General features: G+C 67.8%; 16 protein-coding genes. 2 read left to right on the top strand and 14 right to left on the bottom strand.

What is annotated here, in order from left to right:
- Window positions 1-2: 2 nt before the first annotated feature.
- The 7 genes from EDF31_RS04235 to iolC are packed head-to-tail and all read right to left on the bottom strand — an operon-like array spanning window position 3 to window position 8416.
- A complete protein-coding gene (locus EDF31_RS04235; protein WP_123294146.1) occupies window positions 3-1034 on the bottom strand; it encodes a Gfo/Idh/MocA family oxidoreductase in 1032 nt (343 codons plus the stop codon).
- Between the two features lie 50 nt (window positions 1035-1084).
- Window positions 1085-2011: a sugar phosphate isomerase/epimerase gene (locus tag EDF31_RS04230; RefSeq protein ID WP_123938994.1), complete on the bottom strand. Its 927-nt coding sequence runs from the start codon at window positions 2009-2011 to the stop codon at window positions 1085-1087.
- A 50-nt stretch (window positions 2012-2061) separates the two neighbouring features.
- Complete coding sequence (gene iolD / locus EDF31_RS04225; RefSeq protein WP_131845538.1) at window positions 2062-3969, bottom strand: 3D-(3,5/4)-trihydroxycyclohexane-1,2-dione acylhydrolase (decyclizing); 1908 nt, start codon at window positions 3967-3969, stop codon at window positions 2062-2064.
- Between the two features lie 17 nt (window positions 3970-3986).
- Window positions 3987-4919, bottom strand: coding sequence for a 5-deoxy-glucuronate isomerase (iolB, locus tag EDF31_RS04220; protein WP_131845304.1), 933 nt, complete (start codon window positions 4917-4919; stop codon window positions 3987-3989).
- Between the two features lie 8 nt (window positions 4920-4927).
- The gene (locus EDF31_RS04215; protein WP_173169470.1) at window positions 4928-6439 is read right to left on the bottom strand and encodes a CoA-acylating methylmalonate-semialdehyde dehydrogenase; all 1512 of its coding nucleotides are present in this window, start codon (window positions 6437-6439) and stop codon (window positions 4928-4930) included.
- Window positions 6436-7392 carry a deoxyribose-phosphate aldolase gene (locus tag EDF31_RS04210; RefSeq protein WP_207896055.1) on the bottom strand — a complete coding sequence of 319 codons (957 nt, stop codon included), beginning with the start codon at window positions 7390-7392 and terminating at the stop codon, window positions 6436-6438. Before EDF31_RS04210 ends, EDF31_RS04215 begins: the two co-directional genes overlap by 4 nt.
- Window positions 7385-8416, bottom strand: coding sequence for a 5-dehydro-2-deoxygluconokinase (iolC, locus tag EDF31_RS04205; RefSeq protein WP_123294149.1), 1032 nt, complete (start codon window positions 8414-8416; stop codon window positions 7385-7387). Before iolC ends, EDF31_RS04210 begins: the two co-directional genes overlap by 8 nt.
- 166 nt (window positions 8417-8582) lie before the next feature.
- Between iolC and rmuC the strand changes: the two genes are divergently transcribed.
- Both rmuC and EDF31_RS19855 read left to right on the top strand, forming a co-directional pair.
- The gene (gene rmuC, locus EDF31_RS04200) at window positions 8583-9845 is read left to right on the top strand and encodes a DNA recombination protein RmuC (protein WP_131845303.1); all 1263 of its coding nucleotides are present in this window, start codon (window positions 8583-8585) and stop codon (window positions 9843-9845) included.
- A 23-nt stretch (window positions 9846-9868) separates the two neighbouring features.
- The gene (locus EDF31_RS19855) at window positions 9869-10969 is read left to right on the top strand and encodes a DUF1266 domain-containing protein (protein ID WP_165901321.1); all 1101 of its coding nucleotides are present in this window, start codon (window positions 9869-9871) and stop codon (window positions 10967-10969) included.
- A gap of 141 nt (window positions 10970-11110) precedes the next feature.
- On the opposite strand, the gene EDF31_RS04185 is transcribed toward EDF31_RS19855, so the two are convergent.
- From EDF31_RS04185 to EDF31_RS04150, 7 genes are all read right to left on the bottom strand, one after another.
- Complete coding sequence (locus EDF31_RS04185; protein WP_123294153.1) at window positions 11111-11737, bottom strand: hypothetical protein; 627 nt, start codon at window positions 11735-11737, stop codon at window positions 11111-11113.
- Window positions 11738-11929: 192 nt separating this feature from the next.
- Window positions 11930-12709, bottom strand: coding sequence for an ankyrin repeat domain-containing protein (locus tag EDF31_RS04180; RefSeq protein ID WP_131845301.1), 780 nt, complete (start codon window positions 12707-12709; stop codon window positions 11930-11932).
- Between the two features lie 222 nt (window positions 12710-12931).
- A complete protein-coding gene (locus EDF31_RS04175) occupies window positions 12932-13471 on the bottom strand; it encodes an RNA 2'-phosphotransferase (protein WP_123294155.1) in 540 nt (179 codons plus the stop codon).
- A gap of 3 nt (window positions 13472-13474) precedes the next feature.
- On the bottom strand, window positions 13475-13930 hold the full coding sequence (locus EDF31_RS04170; protein ID WP_131845300.1) for an SMI1/KNR4 family protein: 456 nt from the start codon (window positions 13928-13930) through the stop codon (window positions 13475-13477).
- A gap of 997 nt (window positions 13931-14927) precedes the next feature.
- A complete protein-coding gene (locus EDF31_RS04160; RefSeq protein ID WP_123294158.1) occupies window positions 14928-15689 on the bottom strand; it encodes a PoNe immunity protein domain-containing protein in 762 nt (253 codons plus the stop codon).
- A complete protein-coding gene (locus tag EDF31_RS04155; RefSeq protein WP_347812750.1) occupies window positions 15689-17236 on the bottom strand; it encodes a putative T7SS-secreted protein in 1548 nt (515 codons plus the stop codon). Before EDF31_RS04155 ends, EDF31_RS04160 begins: the two co-directional genes overlap by 1 nt.
- A gap of 103 nt (window positions 17237-17339) precedes the next feature.
- On the bottom strand, window positions 17340-18236 hold the full coding sequence (locus EDF31_RS04150) for a hypothetical protein (RefSeq protein ID WP_123294160.1): 897 nt from the start codon (window positions 18234-18236) through the stop codon (window positions 17340-17342).
- Between the last annotated feature and the right edge of the window lie 81 nt (window positions 18237-18317).

Here is an 18317-nt window from a genome sequence, read left to right as displayed (position 1 = left end):
GATCAGGCCGTCTCGTAGAACGCGGGCTTCGCGGTGGCGTACGTGATCGGCTCGAGCGCACCGGACTGCTGCGCACGCACGGCGACCTCGGCGACGACCGAGGCGGTGTACCCGTCCCAGGCGCTCGGGCCGTCGATGCCACCGGTGCGCGCGGCGTCGACCCATCGCTGCACCTCTTCGTCGTACGCGGCACCGAAGCGCTCGACGAACGACGGGGTGACGCCCTGGCCGGAGACGCCCTGCGACACGAGGTTGAGCGAGGTCTCGCGACCGATGTACGCGACCCCGGACTCGAACACCGCGTCGGTCGTGACCTGGTAGCCGAACTGGGCGTTCACGTTGATCTCGACGATCGCCATGGTGCCGGATTCGGTGGTGAACAGCACGAACTGCGGCTCGGGCAGGTCGGCCGGGGCGAGCGAGTTCTTGCGGGGCTTCTTGACCTCGACGCTCGTGATCGCCTCGCCCGTGATGAACGGGATGATGTCGATCTCGTGGATCACCGAGTCGTGGATGAGCATCGACTCGCTGAAGTTCGGCGGCGTGGTCGGGTTGCGGTGCGCGTGGTGCAGCGCGAGCAGGGCGCCGTTGGCCCCGGACTCCCGCAGCGCGCGCAGCTCCTGGTAGCCCTTGTCGAAGCGGCGCATGAAACCGACCTGGATCTTCGGACGGTCGGACGTCGCCTGCTCGAGCTCGACGATCCGCAACGAGTCCTCGGCCGAGGTCGTCAGCGGCTTCTCGCACAGGACGGCGAGACCGCGCTCGATCGCCGGCACCAGGACCGGCTCGTGCAGGAAGCCGGGCGTCGCGACGATGACGGCGTCGATCGGGGTGGCGTCGAGCGCCTCCTCGAACGATGCCGCGGTGATCGCGCCGGGCGCCTTCGCGGCGGCGGCGGTCGCGCGGCCGGTGTCCGGGTCGACGATCGCGACGACGTCGGCGCCGGCGATGGTCGAGGTGATGCGACGGATGTGGTCGCTGCCCATGGCGCCCGCGCCGACGACGGCGACGCGGAGGTTGTCAGTGGTGCTCATGGCGGTGCTCCTGGGGTAGATGACGCTGCGTGGACGGCTGCTGGGGCCGGTCAGGACACGCGGGCGGCGGACGTGGAACCGAAGATGTGCTGGAAGGTGCGCTCGGCGATCGGGCCGGGGGCATCGACCGAGCAGCCGTACATGTCCTGCTCGACGATGCCGAAGACGTCCGGGTTGATCTTCGCGACGGCTTCGATGATCGGGCCGAGCTCCGGGGTGCCGTGCGGCGGCTCGGTCATGATGCCCTGGGACACGGCGGTGGCGAACGGCACGTCGTTCTTCAGCACGTCGAACAGCAGGTCGGTGTCGACCTGCTTGAGGTGCAGGTAGCCGATGCGCTCCGGGTGCGCGGCGATGAGCTTGAGGTTGTCGCCGCCGTAGTACGCGAAGTGCCCGGTGTCGAGGCAGAGGTTCGTGTACGCCGGATCAGTCTCCGACAGGAACCGCACGGTCTCCTTGTAGGTGCCGACGTGGCTGTCCGCGTGGGTGTGGAACTGCTGGTGGACGCCGTACTCCTCGAGCAGCGCCTTGCCGAGCTGGTCGTGCCCCTTGCCGAGGCGGTCCCACTGTTCGTCGGTGAGGGTGCGCGACTCGAGGACCTCTTCCGTGGCGTCCGAGCGCCACAGGTCCGGGATCGTCACGAGGTGCTGGGCGCCGAGCTTCGCCGCCAGACCCGCGACCGCCACGGCCTGGTCCCAGGCACGCTGGAACTGGTCCTCGCCCTTGTGGAACCCGGTGAACACGGTGCCGGCGGAGAGCTTCAGCCCGCGCGACTCGAGCTCGTCGGACAGCTGCGACGGATCGGTCGGCAGGTAGCCGTACGGTCCGAGCTCGATCCACTCGTACCCGGCGGCGGCCGCCTCGTCGAGGAAGCGCTTCCACGGCACCTGGTTCGGGTCGTCGGGGAACCAGACGCCCCACGAGTCGGGGGCGGTGCCGATCCGGATGGCGTCGGTTGCGGTGGCGGTGTCGGTCATGACGTCGTCGTCTGCTCTCTGGGTGTGGTGCGTGTGGTGGACGGTGGTGCTCAGCCGAGCAGCGGGCGCTGGGCGGCGACCTGCTGCTCGTACTCGGCGCGGGCGGTCTGCGTGCTCGACAGCGTCGAGGTCTGCGCGACCGGCACGTCCCACCAGCCGTCGCCCTCGGGGGCGTAGACCAGCGGGTCCGAGTTGATGTGCACGAGGGTGGTGTGGTCGTTCGCCTTCGCCTGACGCACCGCGGCCTTGAGGTCCTCGATGCTGTCCGGGCCGGGCTGGACCTCGATCACGTCGACGCCGTACGACCGCGCGTTCGCCGCGAGGTCGACGGGCAGCGGGTCGCCGTTGTCGAACGACTGCGTCTCGTCCAGGTAGCGGTACTTCGTGCCGTAGCGCTCGGACCCGACGGTCTCGGACAGGTGCCCGATCGACGCGTACCCGTGGTTCTGGATGAGTACCACGATGATCTTGATGCCCTCGGCCACGGCGGTGACGAGCTCGGTGTGCAGCATGAGGTAGCTGCCGTCGCCGACCATGACGATCGCGTCGCGGTCCGGGGCGCCACGGCGGACGCCGATGCCGCCGGCGATCTCGTAGCCCATGCACGAGAACGCGTACTCGACGTGGTAGCCGAGGGCGTCCCGCACGCGCCAGAGCTTGTGCAGGTCACCGGGCAGCGAGCCGGCCGCCTGGATGACGACGTCGCGCGGGTCGGACACCGACTGCACGGCGCCGATGATCTCCGGCTGACCGGGCAGGTCGGCGCCGGACGGCGCGAAGGCGCCGTCGACTGCTGCGTCCCACGCTGCCTTCAGCGACGCGATCTCCGCAGCGTAGGCGGCGTCGACGACGAACGCGGGCTCTGCGGGTGACGACCCGGACGACGCGAGCGCGGCGGTCAACGCGACCAGGGCCTCCCGGGCATCCGCGATCAGCGGCAGCTGCGAACCGTGCTTGTACGCGTCGAACGCGGCCACGTTGACGTTCACGAACGTGACGTCCGGGTTCTGGAACGCGGTCCGCGACGCGGTCGTGAAGTCGCTGTAGCGCGTGCCGATCCCGATCACGACGTCCGCCTGCGCGGCGACCGCGTTCGCGGCGGCCGTGCCGGTCGCGCCGATGCCACCCAGGTACTGCGGGTGGTCCCAGACGAGCGAGCCGCCGCCGGCCTGCGAGGTACCGACCGGGATGCCGGTGGCCTCGACGAAGGCGGCGAGCTCGCGCTCCGCGCCGGAGTACAGCACGCCACCGCCCGCGACGATCACCGGACGCTGCGCGCCCCGGATCGCGGCGACCGCACGCGCCAGCGGCCCGTGCTCGGGCAGCGGCCGACGGATGTGCCACTCGCGCGGCTGCAGGAACGCGACGGGGACGTCGAACTCCTCGGCCTGCACGTCCTCGGGCAGGGCGATCGTCACGGCACCGGTCTCGGCCGGGTCGGTGAGCACGCGCATCGCTGCGAGGGCGATCGAGAACAGCTGCTCGGGGCGCTCGACGCGGTCGAAGTAGCGCGACAGCGGACGGAACGCATCCGTCACCTGGATCGAGGTGTCGTGCGGCAGCTCGATCTGCTGGAGCACCGGGTCGGTGGTCCGCGTCGCGAACGTGTCCGACGGCAGCAGCAGTGCGGGCAGCCGGTTCGTCGTCGCGAGCGCAGCAGCGGTGAGCATGTTCGCGGCACCGGGGCCGACCGACGCCGTCGCGGCGAAGGTCGCACGGCGGCGGTGCATGCGGGCGAAGCCGACGGCCTCGTGCACCATCGCCTGCTCGTTGCGCGCCTGGTGGTACGGCAGCAGGCCGGGCTGTTCGACGTGGAGCTGCTTGATGGCCTGTCCGACGCCGGCGACGTTGCCGTGCCCGAAGATGCCGAAGATCCCCGGGATGGTGCGTTCGCGGACGTCGCCGTCGACGGTCCACTGGTTCGCCAGGAACTCGACGAGCGCCTGGCCGACGGTCATCCGGCGCGTGTTGGTGGTCACGCGTGCTTCCTTTCGTAGGGCAGGCGCGGGTCGAGCTGCTCGCTCGCCCAGGCCTGGCGGACCCAGCCGTGGGCCGGGTCGTCGGTGATGTTCCAGACGCGCTCCGGGTCGGGCCCGGCCATCACGTTGAGGTAGTACATGTCGTAGCCGGGGGCGGCGACGGCGGGACCGTGCCAGCCGTGCGGCACCAGCGCGACGTCGCCGGTGCGCACTTCGCGGAACTCGTCGATCGGACGGTCGTCCGAGGCGTACGTGCGGTGCAGTGCGAACGGGTCGGCGGTGGCCGGAGCGGAAAGTCCGCGTGCGACCGCGGACTCGTAGTAGTAGATCTCCTCGAGGTTCGACTCCTCGCCCGGCACGTTCGTGTCGTGCTTGTGCGGCGGGTACGACGACCAGTTGCCGGCCGGCGTGATCACCTCGCACACGATGAACTTGTCCGCGTCGAGGGCCGCCGGGGTGCCGAAGTTGTGCACCTGGCGGCTCGACTGCCCGGCACCGCGGAGCTCCACCGGCACGTCCTGCCGGGCCACGTACGTGGTCGGCTTGACGGTGTCGGTGGGCGCCTCGGCGACCGCGAACCGGCCTGCGCCGGTGATCGTCGCCGCGGTGCCCGATCCGAGGTACAGGACGTCGGTGGGGCCCTCGAAGACGTTCGCGCGCCCCTGCAGGGCCTGCTCGCCGTCACCGGCGGCGCCCGCGTAGGTCACGTGGAACGACCCGGCGAGCGGCACGACGATGCGCTCCACGGCGTCGGCCGGGAGGCGCAACTCGCGCGTACCGGTCGGGTCACCGTCCGTCAGGGTGCCGGTCCGGAGCCCGGTGTGCGCCCATCCTGCGATGCGGCCGTCGACGACGTCGGTCCAGCCGGCCTCCGGCCGGCTCCCCTTCGGGATGAACCACTGGTCGTGCTCGTGCTGTTCGTTTGCCATGCTGCGGCTCAGTTGTTCGACGGGAAGCCGAGGTTGATGCCGCCGTGCGACGGGTCGAGCCAGCGGCTCGTGATCGCCTTCTGGCGGGTGAAGAAGCTCACGCCGTCGGCACCGTACGCCTTGTGGTCACCGAACAGCGAGTTCTTCCAGCCGCCGAACGAGAAGTACGCGACCGGCACGGGGATCGGGACGTTGATGCCGATCATGCCGACCTGCACGTCGCGCTGGAAGCGACGGGCAGCGCCGCCGTCGTTGGTGAAGATGGCGGTCCCGTTGCCGTACGCACCCGAGTTGATGAGCTCGAGGCCCTCTTCGTAGGTGGCGACGCGGACGACGCTCAGCACCGGGCCGAAGATCTCCTCGGTGTAGACGCGGCTCGTGGTGGGGACCTGGTCGATCAGCGTCGGGCCCAGCCAGAAGCCGTTCTCGTCGCCGTCGGGTCGGACGGTGCGGCCGTCCACCACAACCACCGCACCGTCCTGCTCTGCGACCTCGATGTACGAGGCGACCTTGTCACGGTGCTGCTTCGTGACGAGCGGGCCCATGTCGCATCCGCGACGACCGTCGCCGATGCGCAGGGTGGCCGCGCGGTCCTTGATCTTCTGGATGAGCTCGTCGGCCACCGGCTCGACGGCGACGACGACCGAGATCGCCATGCAGCGCTCACCGGCGGAGCCGAAGCCCGCGTTGATGGCGTTGTCCGCGACCAGGTCGAGGTCGGCGTCCGGCAGCACCAGCATGTGGTTCTTCGCGCCGCCCAGGGCCTGCACGCGCTTGCCGTGCTTCGTGCCGGTCTCGTAGACGTACTGCGCGATCGGCGTCGAACCGACGAACGAGATCGACTCGACGTCGGGGCTCGTGAGCAGGCCGTCGACGCTCAGCTTGTCGCCGTTGAGGACGTTGAAGACACCGTCGGGGAGACCGGCCTCGGAGAACTTCTCGGCGAGCCAGATGGCGGCGCTCGGGTCCTTCTCGGACGGCTTCAGCACGACCGTGTTGCCCGCGGCGATCGCGATCGGCAGGAACCACAGCGGCACCATCGCCGGGAAGTTGAAGGGGCTGATGATGCCCACGACGCCGAGCGGCTGCCGGATCGAGTACACGTCGATGCCGGTCGAGACCTGGTCGGAGAACTCGCCCTTGAGCAGGCTCGGGATGTTCGTCGCGAGCTCCACGACCTCCTGCCCACGGGCGATCTCACCCAGGGCGTCGTCGATGACCTTGCCGTGCTCGCTCGTGATGATCTCGGCGAGCTCGCCCTTGTCGCGGTTCAGGATCTCGCGGAACGAGAACAGGATCTGCTGGCGCTTGGTGAGCGACAGGTTGCTCCACGCCGGGAACGCCGCCTTGGCGCTCGCGATGGCGGCCTGGATCTCGTCTTCGTTCGCCAGAGCGACCTGCTTCGTCGCGACGCCCAGGGCCGGGTCGTACACGGGGGCGCTGTTGCCCGACGCGGACTCGACGTGCTTGCCGCCGATCCAGTGGCCGACGGTGGTGGTGGCGGTCTCCGTGGTGGTCATGCGTTGCTTCCTTCGAGTGTGGTGGCTTGTTCGTGCGTGGTGCCGGCGTTCGCGGTGCCGGCGCTCCCGGTGTGGACGAGGCCGGCGGCCACGTCGACCGCGGTGGCGACGTCGCCATCCGGCGGGTAGAGCAGGGTCCGGCCGACGACCAGGCCGCGCACGCCGGGGAGCGCGAGGGCATCAGCCCACTTGGCGTACGTCTCGAGCGGCTTGCTCGACGGGTCGCCACCGAGCAGGAGCGTCGGCAGCGTCGTCGCCGCCATCACCCGCTCCATGTCGTCGACGACCGGGATCTTGAGCCAGCTGTAGGCGCTGGACTCCCCCAGGCCCGCGGCGATCGCCATCGAGGTGATGACGGCGTCGGCGGTCAGGTCGTTCACGACCCGGCCGTCCTGCCACGAGGACATGAACGGTTCGAGCATGATCGGCAGCTGGAGTGCGGCGGCTTCGCTGACCGCACGGGCCGTGGCCTCGAGCGTCGGGGCCGTGCCCGCGTCCTCGAGCGCGATGCGCACCAGGAGCTTGGCGAAGTCGAGCCCGGAGTCCTTGATGGCCTGCGCCGAGTACGCCGTGTAGCGGTCGTCCATCTCGAACGTCGCGCCGCGCAGCCCGCCGCGGTTCATCGACCCGACGACGACCTTGCCGTCGAGGGCGCCGAGCAGTGCCAGGTCCTCGAGGATGTCGGGCGTCCCGAGCACCCCGTCGACCCCGGGGCGACCGAGCGCCGTGACGAGCCGCTCGAGCAGGTCGTAGCGGTCGGCCATGGCGGACTCGTCGTTCCGGACCGCCAGGGCGCCGCGTGCCGGGTGGTCGGCGGCGACGATGAAGAGCTTGCCGTCGTCGGCGAGCAGGGAGCGCTTGTGCCGAGCGTCGAGCACGGACTGCACCAGTTCGGGCTGTCCGGCGCGGATGTCCCGGAGGCGCTGGAAGTCAGCGGGGCTGATCTCAGGCATGGGTCTTCTCCTCGGTGTTGGTCGCACCCGTGCTCGTGTGGTTCGTGCCGTCGGCGGGGTTGCTGGCGATGAACGACTCGATCTCGTCGCTCGTGGGCATCGCCGTCGAGCACTCGAACCGGGTCGCGACGATGGCGCCGGCGGCGTTGCAGAAGGCGAGGATCCGTTCGAGGCCCCAGCCCTGCAGCAGGCCGTGGGTCAGCGCGCCGCCGAAGCCGTCACCGGAGCCGAGCCCGTTGACGACGTCGATGTGGTGCGGGCGGAACTCGACGAACTCGTCGCGGGTCTTCGCCAGCACGCCCTTGGGGCCCTGCTTGACGATGGCGATCTCGACGCCGCGCTCGAGCAGGGCGTCGGCGGCACGGACCGGATCGGTCTCACCGACGGCGACCTCGCACTCCTCACGGTTGCCGACGGCGACCGTGGCGTGTTCGAGGGCGACGGCGACCTCGCGCGTCGCGGCCTCGGGGCTCGACCAGAACATCGAGCGGTAGTCCAGGTCCAGGACGGTGTGGTTCTTCGTGCTGTTCTGCGCGGCTGTGCGCGCTTCGTACGCGACGTGGTGTGCCTGCCGACTCGGCTCTTCGCTCAGGCCGGTCACCGTGGTCCAGAAGATCTTCGCCCGCTCGATCTCGTGCAGCGGCAGGGACTTCGCCGTGATCATCAGGTCCGGCGCCTTCGGGGCACGGTAGAAGTACAGCGGGAAGTCGTCCGGCGGGAAGATCTCGCAGAACGCGACGGGGGTGTTCAGCCCCTCGACCGTCTCGACGAAGGCGTTCGCGACGCCGAACTCCGGCAGGGTGCGGGCGATGTACCGGCCGAAGGGGTCGTTGCCGGTGCGGGTGATGACCGCGGCGTCGGCACCGTGGCGCGCTGCGGCGATGGCGACGTTGGTCGCGCTGCCGCCGACGGACTTCGAGAACGTCGTGACGTCTTCGAGCGGGCCGGTCTGCTGCGGGTAGATGTCGACGCTGACGCGTCCCATCGTGATCACGTCGTAGGCGTGGGGAGCGGGGTTCGTCATGCGACGTGGTGGACCTTCCGTGCGGCTTCATCGGCGGACGTTCACGACTGTACACCGTGTTTGCCCTAATGTCATGACATGGTTTTCGGGGCTGGTCCCGCCGGGCGCGTGGCCGGGTCGGTGTGCCGGGAGGCCCGCTGTCGGTGGGTCCTGCCAAGGTCACGACATGCAGATCCTCGCCCTGGTCATCGGTCTCGTGATCGGCATCGCCGTCGGTGCGGTCGTCGCCTGGTCGCTCGCGCGGTCGCGCGCGGGCATCGACGCCGCGTCGTCCCGTGCGACGGCTGAGGCGCTCCGCGGCCAGCTCGAGGGTGCCCGCCGCGACGCCGAGGAACGCCTCGACGCCCAGGACACGCAGTACCGCCGCCAGGTCGACTCGCTCGAACGGCGCTCCGCCGAGCTCGAGCACCTGGTGCAGCGCATGCACGGCGTCGACGCGGCACGGAACCAGAACGAGTCCAAGGTGCTCTCCGCGCTCAGCCCCGTGGCGCAGACGCTCGACGTGATGCGCACGAAGATCGCCGAGCTCGAGCAGTCGCGGAGCGAGCAGTACGGCGCGCTCTCGGCGCAGCTCCGGTCGGCCGCAGAGTCAGAGGAACGCCTGCGCGCCACGGCCGACACCCTGGCCAGCGCCCTGTCGTCGAACAGCACCCGCGGCGTGTGGGGCGAGACGCAGCTGCGCAACGTGGTCGAGGCCGCCGGGTTGCTCGAACGGGTCGACTTCGACGTGCAGTCCTCGGTCACCACCTCGGCCGGCACCGCCCGGCCCGACATGGTCGTGCACCTGCCCGGCGGCAAGACCATCGCCGTCGACGCCAAGGTGCCGTTCAGCGCCTACCTGCAGGCCGCCGAGATCCCGGCGACCGCCACCGGCGCCGAGGGGGCTCGGCGCGACGCCCTCATCGGACAGCACGTCAAGGCGCTCCGAGCGCACGTCGACGCCCTCGCCGCACGGGAATACTGGACCGGGTACGACGCCTCCCCCGAGCTCACCGTCGCCTTCATCCCGTCCGAGTCGCTCATCTCGAGCGCCCTCGCCGCCGACCCCGGCCTGCTCGACCACGCCTTCCGCAAGCGCATCGCGCTCGCTTCACCCGTGACCCTGTGGTCCGTGCTCAAGACCGTGGCGTTCTCGTGGCAGCAGGACGTCGTCTCGCAAGAGGCCCACGAGCTCTTCAAGGTCTCCCGCGAGCTCTACGGCCGGCTGTCCACGATGGCCGGGCACGTCGACAAGCTCGGCCGCTCGATCCGGGGCTCCGTCGTCGACTACAACCGGTTCGTCGGGTCCCTCGAGCGCCAGGTGCTGCCGAGCGCCCGTCGGCTGTCGCTGCTCGACGAGTCGAAGGTCATCGCCGACCCGTCGTCGATCGAGGACGAGCCACGGCTGCTCACGGCGCCGGAGCTCGTCGGCGCCGTCGACGAGGACTGAGCCGCTCGCTACGATCGATCGTCATGGGGGAAGCACTGCAGAACCATCCCGGCGACCGCGAGTTCCCGGTCCGTCCACGCTGGCGGCACCGGGCGATGGTCGCCAAGGCGCGGAAGCAGACCGGGCGACGACGGGACCGCGCCGCAGCGTGGATCATCATGGCGATCGCGATCGTCGCGTTCTTCGTCGCCCTCGTCGCCGCCACAGCCGGTCCGTACGACGTCCGGGCGCACTTCGGGTACGGCATCCAGGCGGTGTGGCGCTGCTTCCTGATCGCCGTCGTCGTGTGGTTCGTGCTGACCTTCATCACCTCGCTCCGTGACATCGGGCTGCCGGTGCGGGAACAGCGGCGGTACCGGGAGCGCACCGGTGCCCGCGAGCTGCCCGTCCGCCGACTGCAGCAGCTGGCCCTCGCCTCGTTCGGCGACTTCCACGACGGATGGTGGCCGGCGTCGCTCGCCCCGTACGGTTCGCGGGTGGAGCTCGGCGGCGAGTACCTGCAGGACACCACGCCGTCGCCCTTCGTGACCATACCCCTGCCCCCGCTGACGTTCCTGCGCCGCGAACTCGACGAGACCTACAAGATCGCAAGCGGGCGGGACGCACAGGCCTTCGCCGTCGACCTGCTCGGCCCGAAGAGCGTGTCGTGGCAGTTCCTCGCGTTGAGCCGATCCGCCGAGGGTGAGACCCGGCTCACCCGGCTGTCCTCACTGCTCGGCACCGACCCGTGGGCAGGGTCGAGCCTGCTCGAACGCCGAGCGGACCGCCCGCCGAAACTGCTCTGGTCGATGGACGTCAAGAACGCGGTCACCGCCGTCAGAGGTGCGTACGCCGCCGGGCTCCTGAGCGAGGACGATGCCTGGTCGTCGATCGACCTGGTCTCCGATGCCGCCTTCACCCTGTTCGACTCGTGGGAAGACTACTTCGACAACCTGCGGGCCGCGTACGCCCTGGTCTACGACGAGCTCAAGACGGTGCAGGAGTTCGATGCCGGGCGGCGCGAGCTCTTCGCCTCGAACTGGCCAGTCACGCGGTTGCCGTGGCCTGCGTCGCCGGGAGCGCCACTGCCCCGGACGGTCAGCGACCCGCTGTGGGCGGACGAGGACGACGCGTCGGTCTCCTGAACGCGACAGGATCACCGTCGGGGCGGCGGCTCATGAGTCGGAGGACCCGGGGAGCGCGCGGACGGCCTCGGCGTTGCGGTCCCACACGTGTTCTTTCGCGACGAGAAGGCCATCGGTCATTCTGCCTGGTCAGCTGATCAATCAGATGAGGGGGTTACCCTCGAGGACCTTCTTCGACAACGCTTCCCAATCACCAAAATCCGGCGTGTTCGCCCAGTTCGGCTCGACGTCGACTCCGTGGAACTGCTCCAAGTCTTTTGTCTGTTTGGAGTGGTCGATCCGCGTGCGCTGCCCCTCACCGTTCGGAGACAGGTGCAATTGATTGGAGAACAGGGGCTTGTTGGCCAGTGCACGCTCCTTCGGCCTGAAGTCATCAGGTTCGGGGAAGATCTTGTAGATCACTTCGCTGAGGAACAGCTGTCCGCCCCACCGGTTCGAATACGTGCCAAGGGTCACGTTGCGATTGTTTGCGTCCCAAACGAACACTTGGAAAGCTGGCCCGTCAACGGCAATACCGCCCCGAGGCGTGACCTCCATGGTCCAGGACGGCACAGCAGATGAGGGATCGATTGCAAAGCCGCCATCGTCCCGCCTGACGAAGGTGCCGACGCTCGGTTCGGCGGGGACCACAGTGAACCAGTCCATCTGGTCATCCTGATGCTGGCGCCAACGCCCGCGACAGTCTTGCTCGCTCAGGAATCCTCTCGGATCCGGTGTTCGGGTGAAGTGATTCCACTTCTGCATGTAGAGGTATCCGTGCTCGATCACGGGTTCTTCGATCGTCCTCGAGTTCTCGGCTCTACCGAATCTGAACATCAATCACCCCCGGCATTGAAAGAAGCACCGCGCCAACGTGCGTCAGCCAGTGCGGGGGGAAAGTTTCTGGGCACATATCGAGCGCCGACGCGATCCACGCTCTCGTCGAGCCGTACTTCAGTCAATTGAATGCCTCTAGATCATTCACGCCGTCTGCCTCCGCTCGAGCTTAGCCGCACGATCGAGCACCTTGATCAACGGCTTCGGCGCCAGGAACGCTCGTGCCAGCCCTTGAGCGGTGAAGCCGTCTGCACCGACCAATCTGGCCTTCGCTCCAGCACTCAGCATTGCACTGGCGCCAGCCACCGCGTCGTCCACGGAGACCGGATGTGGGTTCGATCGATTCGGTCGCACGGGGAGAGAACGTCGCACGAGCAGTCGGAGCGGAGTCTCTCCAGCCACGGCAGAGTTGAGCAGAGCCGCATCGGCACGAATTGCTGACTGGATGTCGATGAGGGACCCATGCGTAGCGGCCTCGAACACGACCGATACGCCCGCCTCATCATCCTCGAACACCCGATCCTGCTGCAGCATGGTGATGAGCCCGGCGGGTGCGTCCCCCAAGATTCGGGCATAGCTCAGTGGGGTCGCACCAAGGTCGTTGACATGGCACGGATCAGCGCCGACGTCGAGCAAGACGGCGACCGGATCAAGTCCGCCGTCGCCTGAGTTCGTCACTGCGAGCTGCAGCGGCGTCGTCCCCCAATGGTCCGGCGAGTCCACCTCCACCCCGAGGTCCAGGAGTGCTCGCATCGCATGCACCGCACCGGTCTGAGCCGCGAAGTGGAGGGGCGTGAGGGCGTCGGCATTGGCGCGTGATGCTGAGGACACTTCGAAGCCTTCCGACGCGATCCTCGTGATCGCCTGCGGATCGTCCGCGACGATCGCATCCCAGAACGCAGAACTGTCCATCGCCGTGCTCATCGGATGATGCTATCCAGGACGTCCACGCCAGCCGACTGCAAGCCCAGCTGGTCGGATCTGCGATTCTTCCGAGCAGTCTCACGTCTGATGAGACGAGACTGCTGTCGCCCCCCTCGCACTCGGGGGAGACTGAGAGATCGATCCGTTCGACGGGTGACCGTCTCGAGCGCATCGCCCCAGCAATGCAGGAGCCCCGCTACTCGCGCGGCTGAGTCAGGCGCGTCATTCCGCCGAGATGTACCGCGCGGGAACGAGCAAGGCGAGGGTCACCCGGTCGTGGCCCTCCGAGAACTCCACGCCCTCCAGGTGCGCTCGAGCTGCATCGATTCGCAACAGGACGGGAGCGGTGGACTTGCGCCGCCCCGCCTGTATCGCCAGCTCGCGATCGGTCGTCAGATGCGCGTACTGGCGCCCCATCGGCAAGAGCCCGTCGCGCAGGATCGACTCAGCCGCAGCGGGGGAAGTTGCGTGCCAGAGCACCGGCTGCGGAACGATCGACGGCTTCACGATGCGCTCGTCCGTCGAGTGCCCGTACTGAGCACGGATCCGGTCGCCTTCGACGGCGAAGCGCTGCTTATCGGACTCGGCGACCACTCGGCGCAGATCTTCCAACGATGCCTGAATGCCCGACCGCTCCAAAGCGTCGGCAAGATCTGCGAGCGGGACGCTCCCGTCGGCACCGAGTTCCAGCCCGTACGCACCCGGTTCGTGCCGCAACGCGTGCGACATCGCCTTGCTGATCGACGTGTCCCTACGAGGCATGTCTCAGTCCTCTTCCTGCTCCGCGAGCCACGCTGCTCGATACTCCTCCATCTCCTCCCACCAGACGTCGAAGGACGTCCACTGCCCCCGGTACTCCGTCCCAGGCGAAGCAAACGTATGGATGATCAGCACGGGAGGGTCGCCCGAATGGTCGCCACCGTCAAAGCAGAACACATCGTCAGTGTCCTGGTGCTTTGCGAAGGGTACGAGGGAACGGGCCGGATACTGCTCGCCAACGATGTCAACCCAGTTCTTTGTCTGGTTCTCGTACTCAGACGTCCACATGAAGGGATCAATGTCGGGAAGCGGGTCTTGTGCAAGGGCGCGTTGGAAGCGCTCGGGGTACTGAAATCCCTCGGGCGCAATCAAGCGCGCCTCGACTTGCCGTTCCTCGACGGTTGTTAGTCGATGTTCCCTCACTGTGGTCCTCCGGTGAGCTTCGGGGGTCGTGAGACCCATCTGGATTCGCTTTCAACCAATTCGCGCCTTGCGACTTTATCCGACCCTCAGCGCCCCCAGCGTTCTGGGCTCGGCGTGGCCACGCCTCGTGAAGCATTCAACCTCTTTTGCCGTCAACGATTGATGCGGTTCGTGTACTCGGCCCCTGCACCGGAAAATCAGTGTGAGACTTGGCAGATCGTCGGATCAATTCAGATTGGCGCTTGATCAGTTCCCGCCTTGCCCTGCTACCCGACCAGCGGTCAACGGAATCCGGAGCAATCGCAAAGAGTTCCAGCTAGAAAGGCTACGGGTACGACCCTCGACCGTCACCTCGTTCTTCTACACTCGAGCCGAACTGGCTTCATCGAGACCGACTGATGACCCGCTGACCCCGTTCCTCTATTTGTGATTCAACCGATGTGTTCGTTTGAAGAGCAAAACAGGCAATGCCGTCTTTTGGTACAACAAAGGGGGCATTCCCAGCTAGGCTGACCAATGGGTTTTGTGTCTCGTAATACTCTCGGCTGTTGTACAGAACGATCCACCAATCGTCGGTCTCGATCCATCCCCTATCCCAAATAAGGTCTTCGTCAGCGCGCACTCCCTTCGCAAATTCGTCCTGAGCATCCTTCAGAGTTCGCATGCAAAATCACCGTGTCTTGAGTAGGAAGAGTTGATCGAAGTTCTCCAACTTGGCAAACGTTCCTGACTGTCCGTCGAGAAACGCAACGCCATTCCGATCATGCTGGCCGACTGGATCGGTACCCGCCCTGGTCCCAAAGACAACGCCACGAGCCCCCTCACCAGAGGAGTTCCACTTCCACTCGTGTAGCTGGGGCAGGCACGTCATTCTGCGCTGTCGCACTGTCCGGCCTCGAGCAACCCACCGCACGCCAGAGCAAAGCGCAGCACACGGTCAGTGACGCGTCGGTGAACGGCGGCATCTAGCGATGACGCCACCGGCGTCGAGCCGTCTGGTAGGCCATTTCAGATGTGGTCCGGAGGGTCCCTCCTCTTACAGGAGATCGAGCGGCAGGAAGGGCGATTTCATCTCAACGAGGTGCATGTCGGTCGCTTTCGCGATCGCCGGCAGTTCCAGCGCCCAATACCCGACGAATCCCGCACCGTAGCTGTCGCCCGGGGCGACTGCTTCCAGCGACCCCATCCAATCCATCGGTTTCATCCGTGATGGCCAGTCTGCGAGATACGTCTCGATGGCATGGCTGGCTTCGACTGGCTGCTCGAGCGCCGTGAGCAGGGGCCGCGCGAACCTCGGCGTCGAATGCTTGTTCTGATCCCAGGAGTGCTGAAGTCCGGTCGCAGACGCAAGCGCCGAGAACAGCGGGTCCGCCCCCTGCCGAACCACCGTCTCGAGGACCGTCCGCGCATGAGTCGTCCGGCCACAGCCCATCGTGATGCCGAGAAGCCGCAGCACACTGATGTAGTACTCGTTTCCGTCGCCGAGGCTGGGCGACGGCTTCTGGTCGGAGGACGCTAGGTCGACCCACGTGCAGTACGCATCCGCCACCGATTCAGCGACATCTCCGATGACGTCCAGGCCGACGCCCGCGGAGTACTGCGCGGCCAGGTAGCGGAGGCCCATGTGCCACTCGCCACGAACGGCGCTCAAGCGCTTCGTGGGATCGGTTGCTCGCTGCGCGGCAGCCTTGCGTCCTTCCCAATTGGTCGAGGTCACCTCGATGGCGCTCTGCCAGTATCGCGCATCGAACTCGGCGGCCCGCTGCCGGAGGGCAGTCTTGCGCCGGAAAAGCGGCATCAGGGGATCACCTTTCCACCCGTATCGACCATGAATCGTGTTGAACCTCCATCATGTCCGACGACGACGACACTTCGGGGGAGCTTCCCCTCGTCGAGCAGCTTCTGGACCGCGTCGAAGTGGCGCTCGTCCACGGCTCGTTCCAAACGAGTCAAGGCATCCCGCCCTGCTGGAGAGTCGATCCACTGATCACTCAGCTGACGCCCGCTCAGTTTCGTGTTCTTCAACAGGCTGTTCGGAGCAGCATCATCGTGCTTCGAGAACTTCGCCTCGCCGATCTCGTACTCGCCGGTCTTCTTGTTGAAGTAGACACCGTCGAGCCCGTTGGCACTGGTGCTGCCCTTCGTGTCGATCCGGTCGAAGCCGGAGCGAGCGTAGAGGTCGTGCATCTGCTGCTCTCCGAAGGCAGCCTTCTCGTCCTTGGTCGCGGTCCGTGCCAGGGTCCGCCCGTTCGGGTTGACCCTGACGTCGAGGGGCAGTTCGACCCGACGCCCGAACGGAACGGCAGACTTGGCCTTCCCGATGACCGATCTTCCCGCGGCGAGGACCCGGCCGCCTGCGCGAGAGATCCCACCCATGCCTCTCGCGTACTTGCCCAAACTCGCCAACCGCCCCAGTGCGCCGGCTGCGGGGACGCAGTCGAGCAGGGAGAACGCGAGGTCCCACCCGTCGGCTTCGCCCTTGCTCATCTTGTACAACGTGTCCGCCAACACCACGAGCGCGATCGCCGCGATGATCAACGTCCACGGCCCCGGGATGATCATCGCGATGATCCCACCCACCGCCACGACGACCTTCGCCACCGACACGATGGTCTCCCACGCCTCGGACCCGAAGATCTTGTCCCACGTGGACTGCTTCCCCAGCCCCGCGTCCGCAGCTTCGCCGATCTTCGTCGCGGTCCGCTGCTCCGCGTCCTGCCAGTCACCCTTCGCATCCGCCACGAGCCGCTTCGCCGCGTCGATCCGCGACTGCGCCGCCGCGATGTCGCCCTGCGCGGACGACACGGACCCCTGCGCGACGGACGCGTTGTCGGACGCTGCCCGCAACTGCGCCAGCGAGGGAACATTCACCCCGTCCGGCACGTCGGAACCTGCCGGGTACTCGTCCGCGACCTTCGACAGGTCCTTCAACGTCGACTCGTAGTGCGACAACGTCGACTGCGCATCCGCCAACCGGTCCTGCGCCGCGGCGAGGTCCCCGGTGGCGTCCTTCGCATCCGCCAACGCACCATCGGCCCGGTACTGGGTGTCATCGACCGTGTCAGCCCACCCCGACAACGCCGTCGCGGCGAGCTCGTACGAATCGACGAGCTTGGTCAAGTCCGACGGGGTGTCCTCGATCGCGTCGACGAACACATCAGCGGCCTCACCCTCCCAGTCGGTCAGCCACCCAGACCCCTTCACCGACTGCAACCGCGTCGAGGCGTCATCGGCCGCGTCGGAGATGCGCTCGTACTCCCGCGACATCATCCGCAACGTCGACGGATCCCCCTTGACCGGATCATCACCCTGATCGACAACGTCCCACCCCGACGGTCGCCCCATCATTCCTCCCCAGGTCCGATCTCTCGCGCCGTTGTCCACAAGCGCGCGAGTGTGACCATATCAGGGGGCAGCGACGGGGACGAGTGCCACCGACGCGGCCGCGTCAGAGGGCTGCGCGGATGGCATCGAGGTCGGGGAACCCTCGGAGCCGGTACCGGGCGGGGCGGACGTCGAGCTCGTCGATCAGGTCGGTCGCCAACTCCCGGAGCCGACCGAAGGGCACGGGCTGCGTCTGGCCGTCGAGTGTGACGAGCACCACGGTGTCGACCGCGGCGACGATCGTCTCGACGTCCTGGGTCCACGACGAGTACGAGAAGGCCGGGGAGTCCTCGGCGAGCCGCGCAACCGACACCGCAGCGACGTGCACTTCCTCGCCCCGGCGATCGAACGACGCCTGGAGGTCGTCCTGCTGCAGGTTCGCGACCGTCGACGTCCACAGCGCTCGGATCGTCCGCAGTTCCCCGTCGAGCGACGGGTGCTCGAACCGCACCCACCCGTCACCGCGCAGCACCATGGGCGGTCCGCTCAGGACCTCGCCCTCGTCGTCGGCCAGGATCTGCTGGGCGACACCGGCCGCGACCTGGAGCCCGTCCTCGTCCTGGTCGCCGGTGACGATGAACGTCGTCGGCGCGACCGGGAAGACCACTGCGCTGCCGCGGAACTCGATGCCCTGGAACGCCTGCGGTGCGAGTACGAGCACCACGGCGAGGTCGGGGTCCTGGATGACGATCGTTCCGGGCTGGATCACCGCGACGTCGCCTCCGGCCTGCTCCTGCGCGGCGGCGACGGCTGCACGCAGGACGTCGTCGTCCGCCCAGCCCATCTCGGCGAGCGCCGGCGCGGTGAGGATCGCACCGTCCTCGTCCGCCAGGATCACGCCGAGGTCGGGCGCCACCGGCACGACGTGCGGCAGCCGGTCGGCCGTGCCGTCCGCCTCCGCGTGCAGCGTGCGGATGCCCGCGGTGTCCAGTCCGACGATCCGTGCCGTTGTCGCAGTCATGCGTCGAGCCTACGCAAGGGCTCGTACAACGGGGCGCCGCCGGAAGACCGGCGACGCCCCGAAGCGGCGGACGATCGTCCG

The sequence above is a fragment of the Curtobacterium sp. PhB142 genome (genome assembly GCF_004341255.1).
Taxonomy (GTDB): Bacteria; Actinomycetota; Actinomycetes; order Actinomycetales; family Microbacteriaceae; genus Curtobacterium.
The sequence above is the reverse complement of the archived record's forward strand: the minus strand, read 5'-3'. Positions and strand labels throughout refer to the sequence as shown.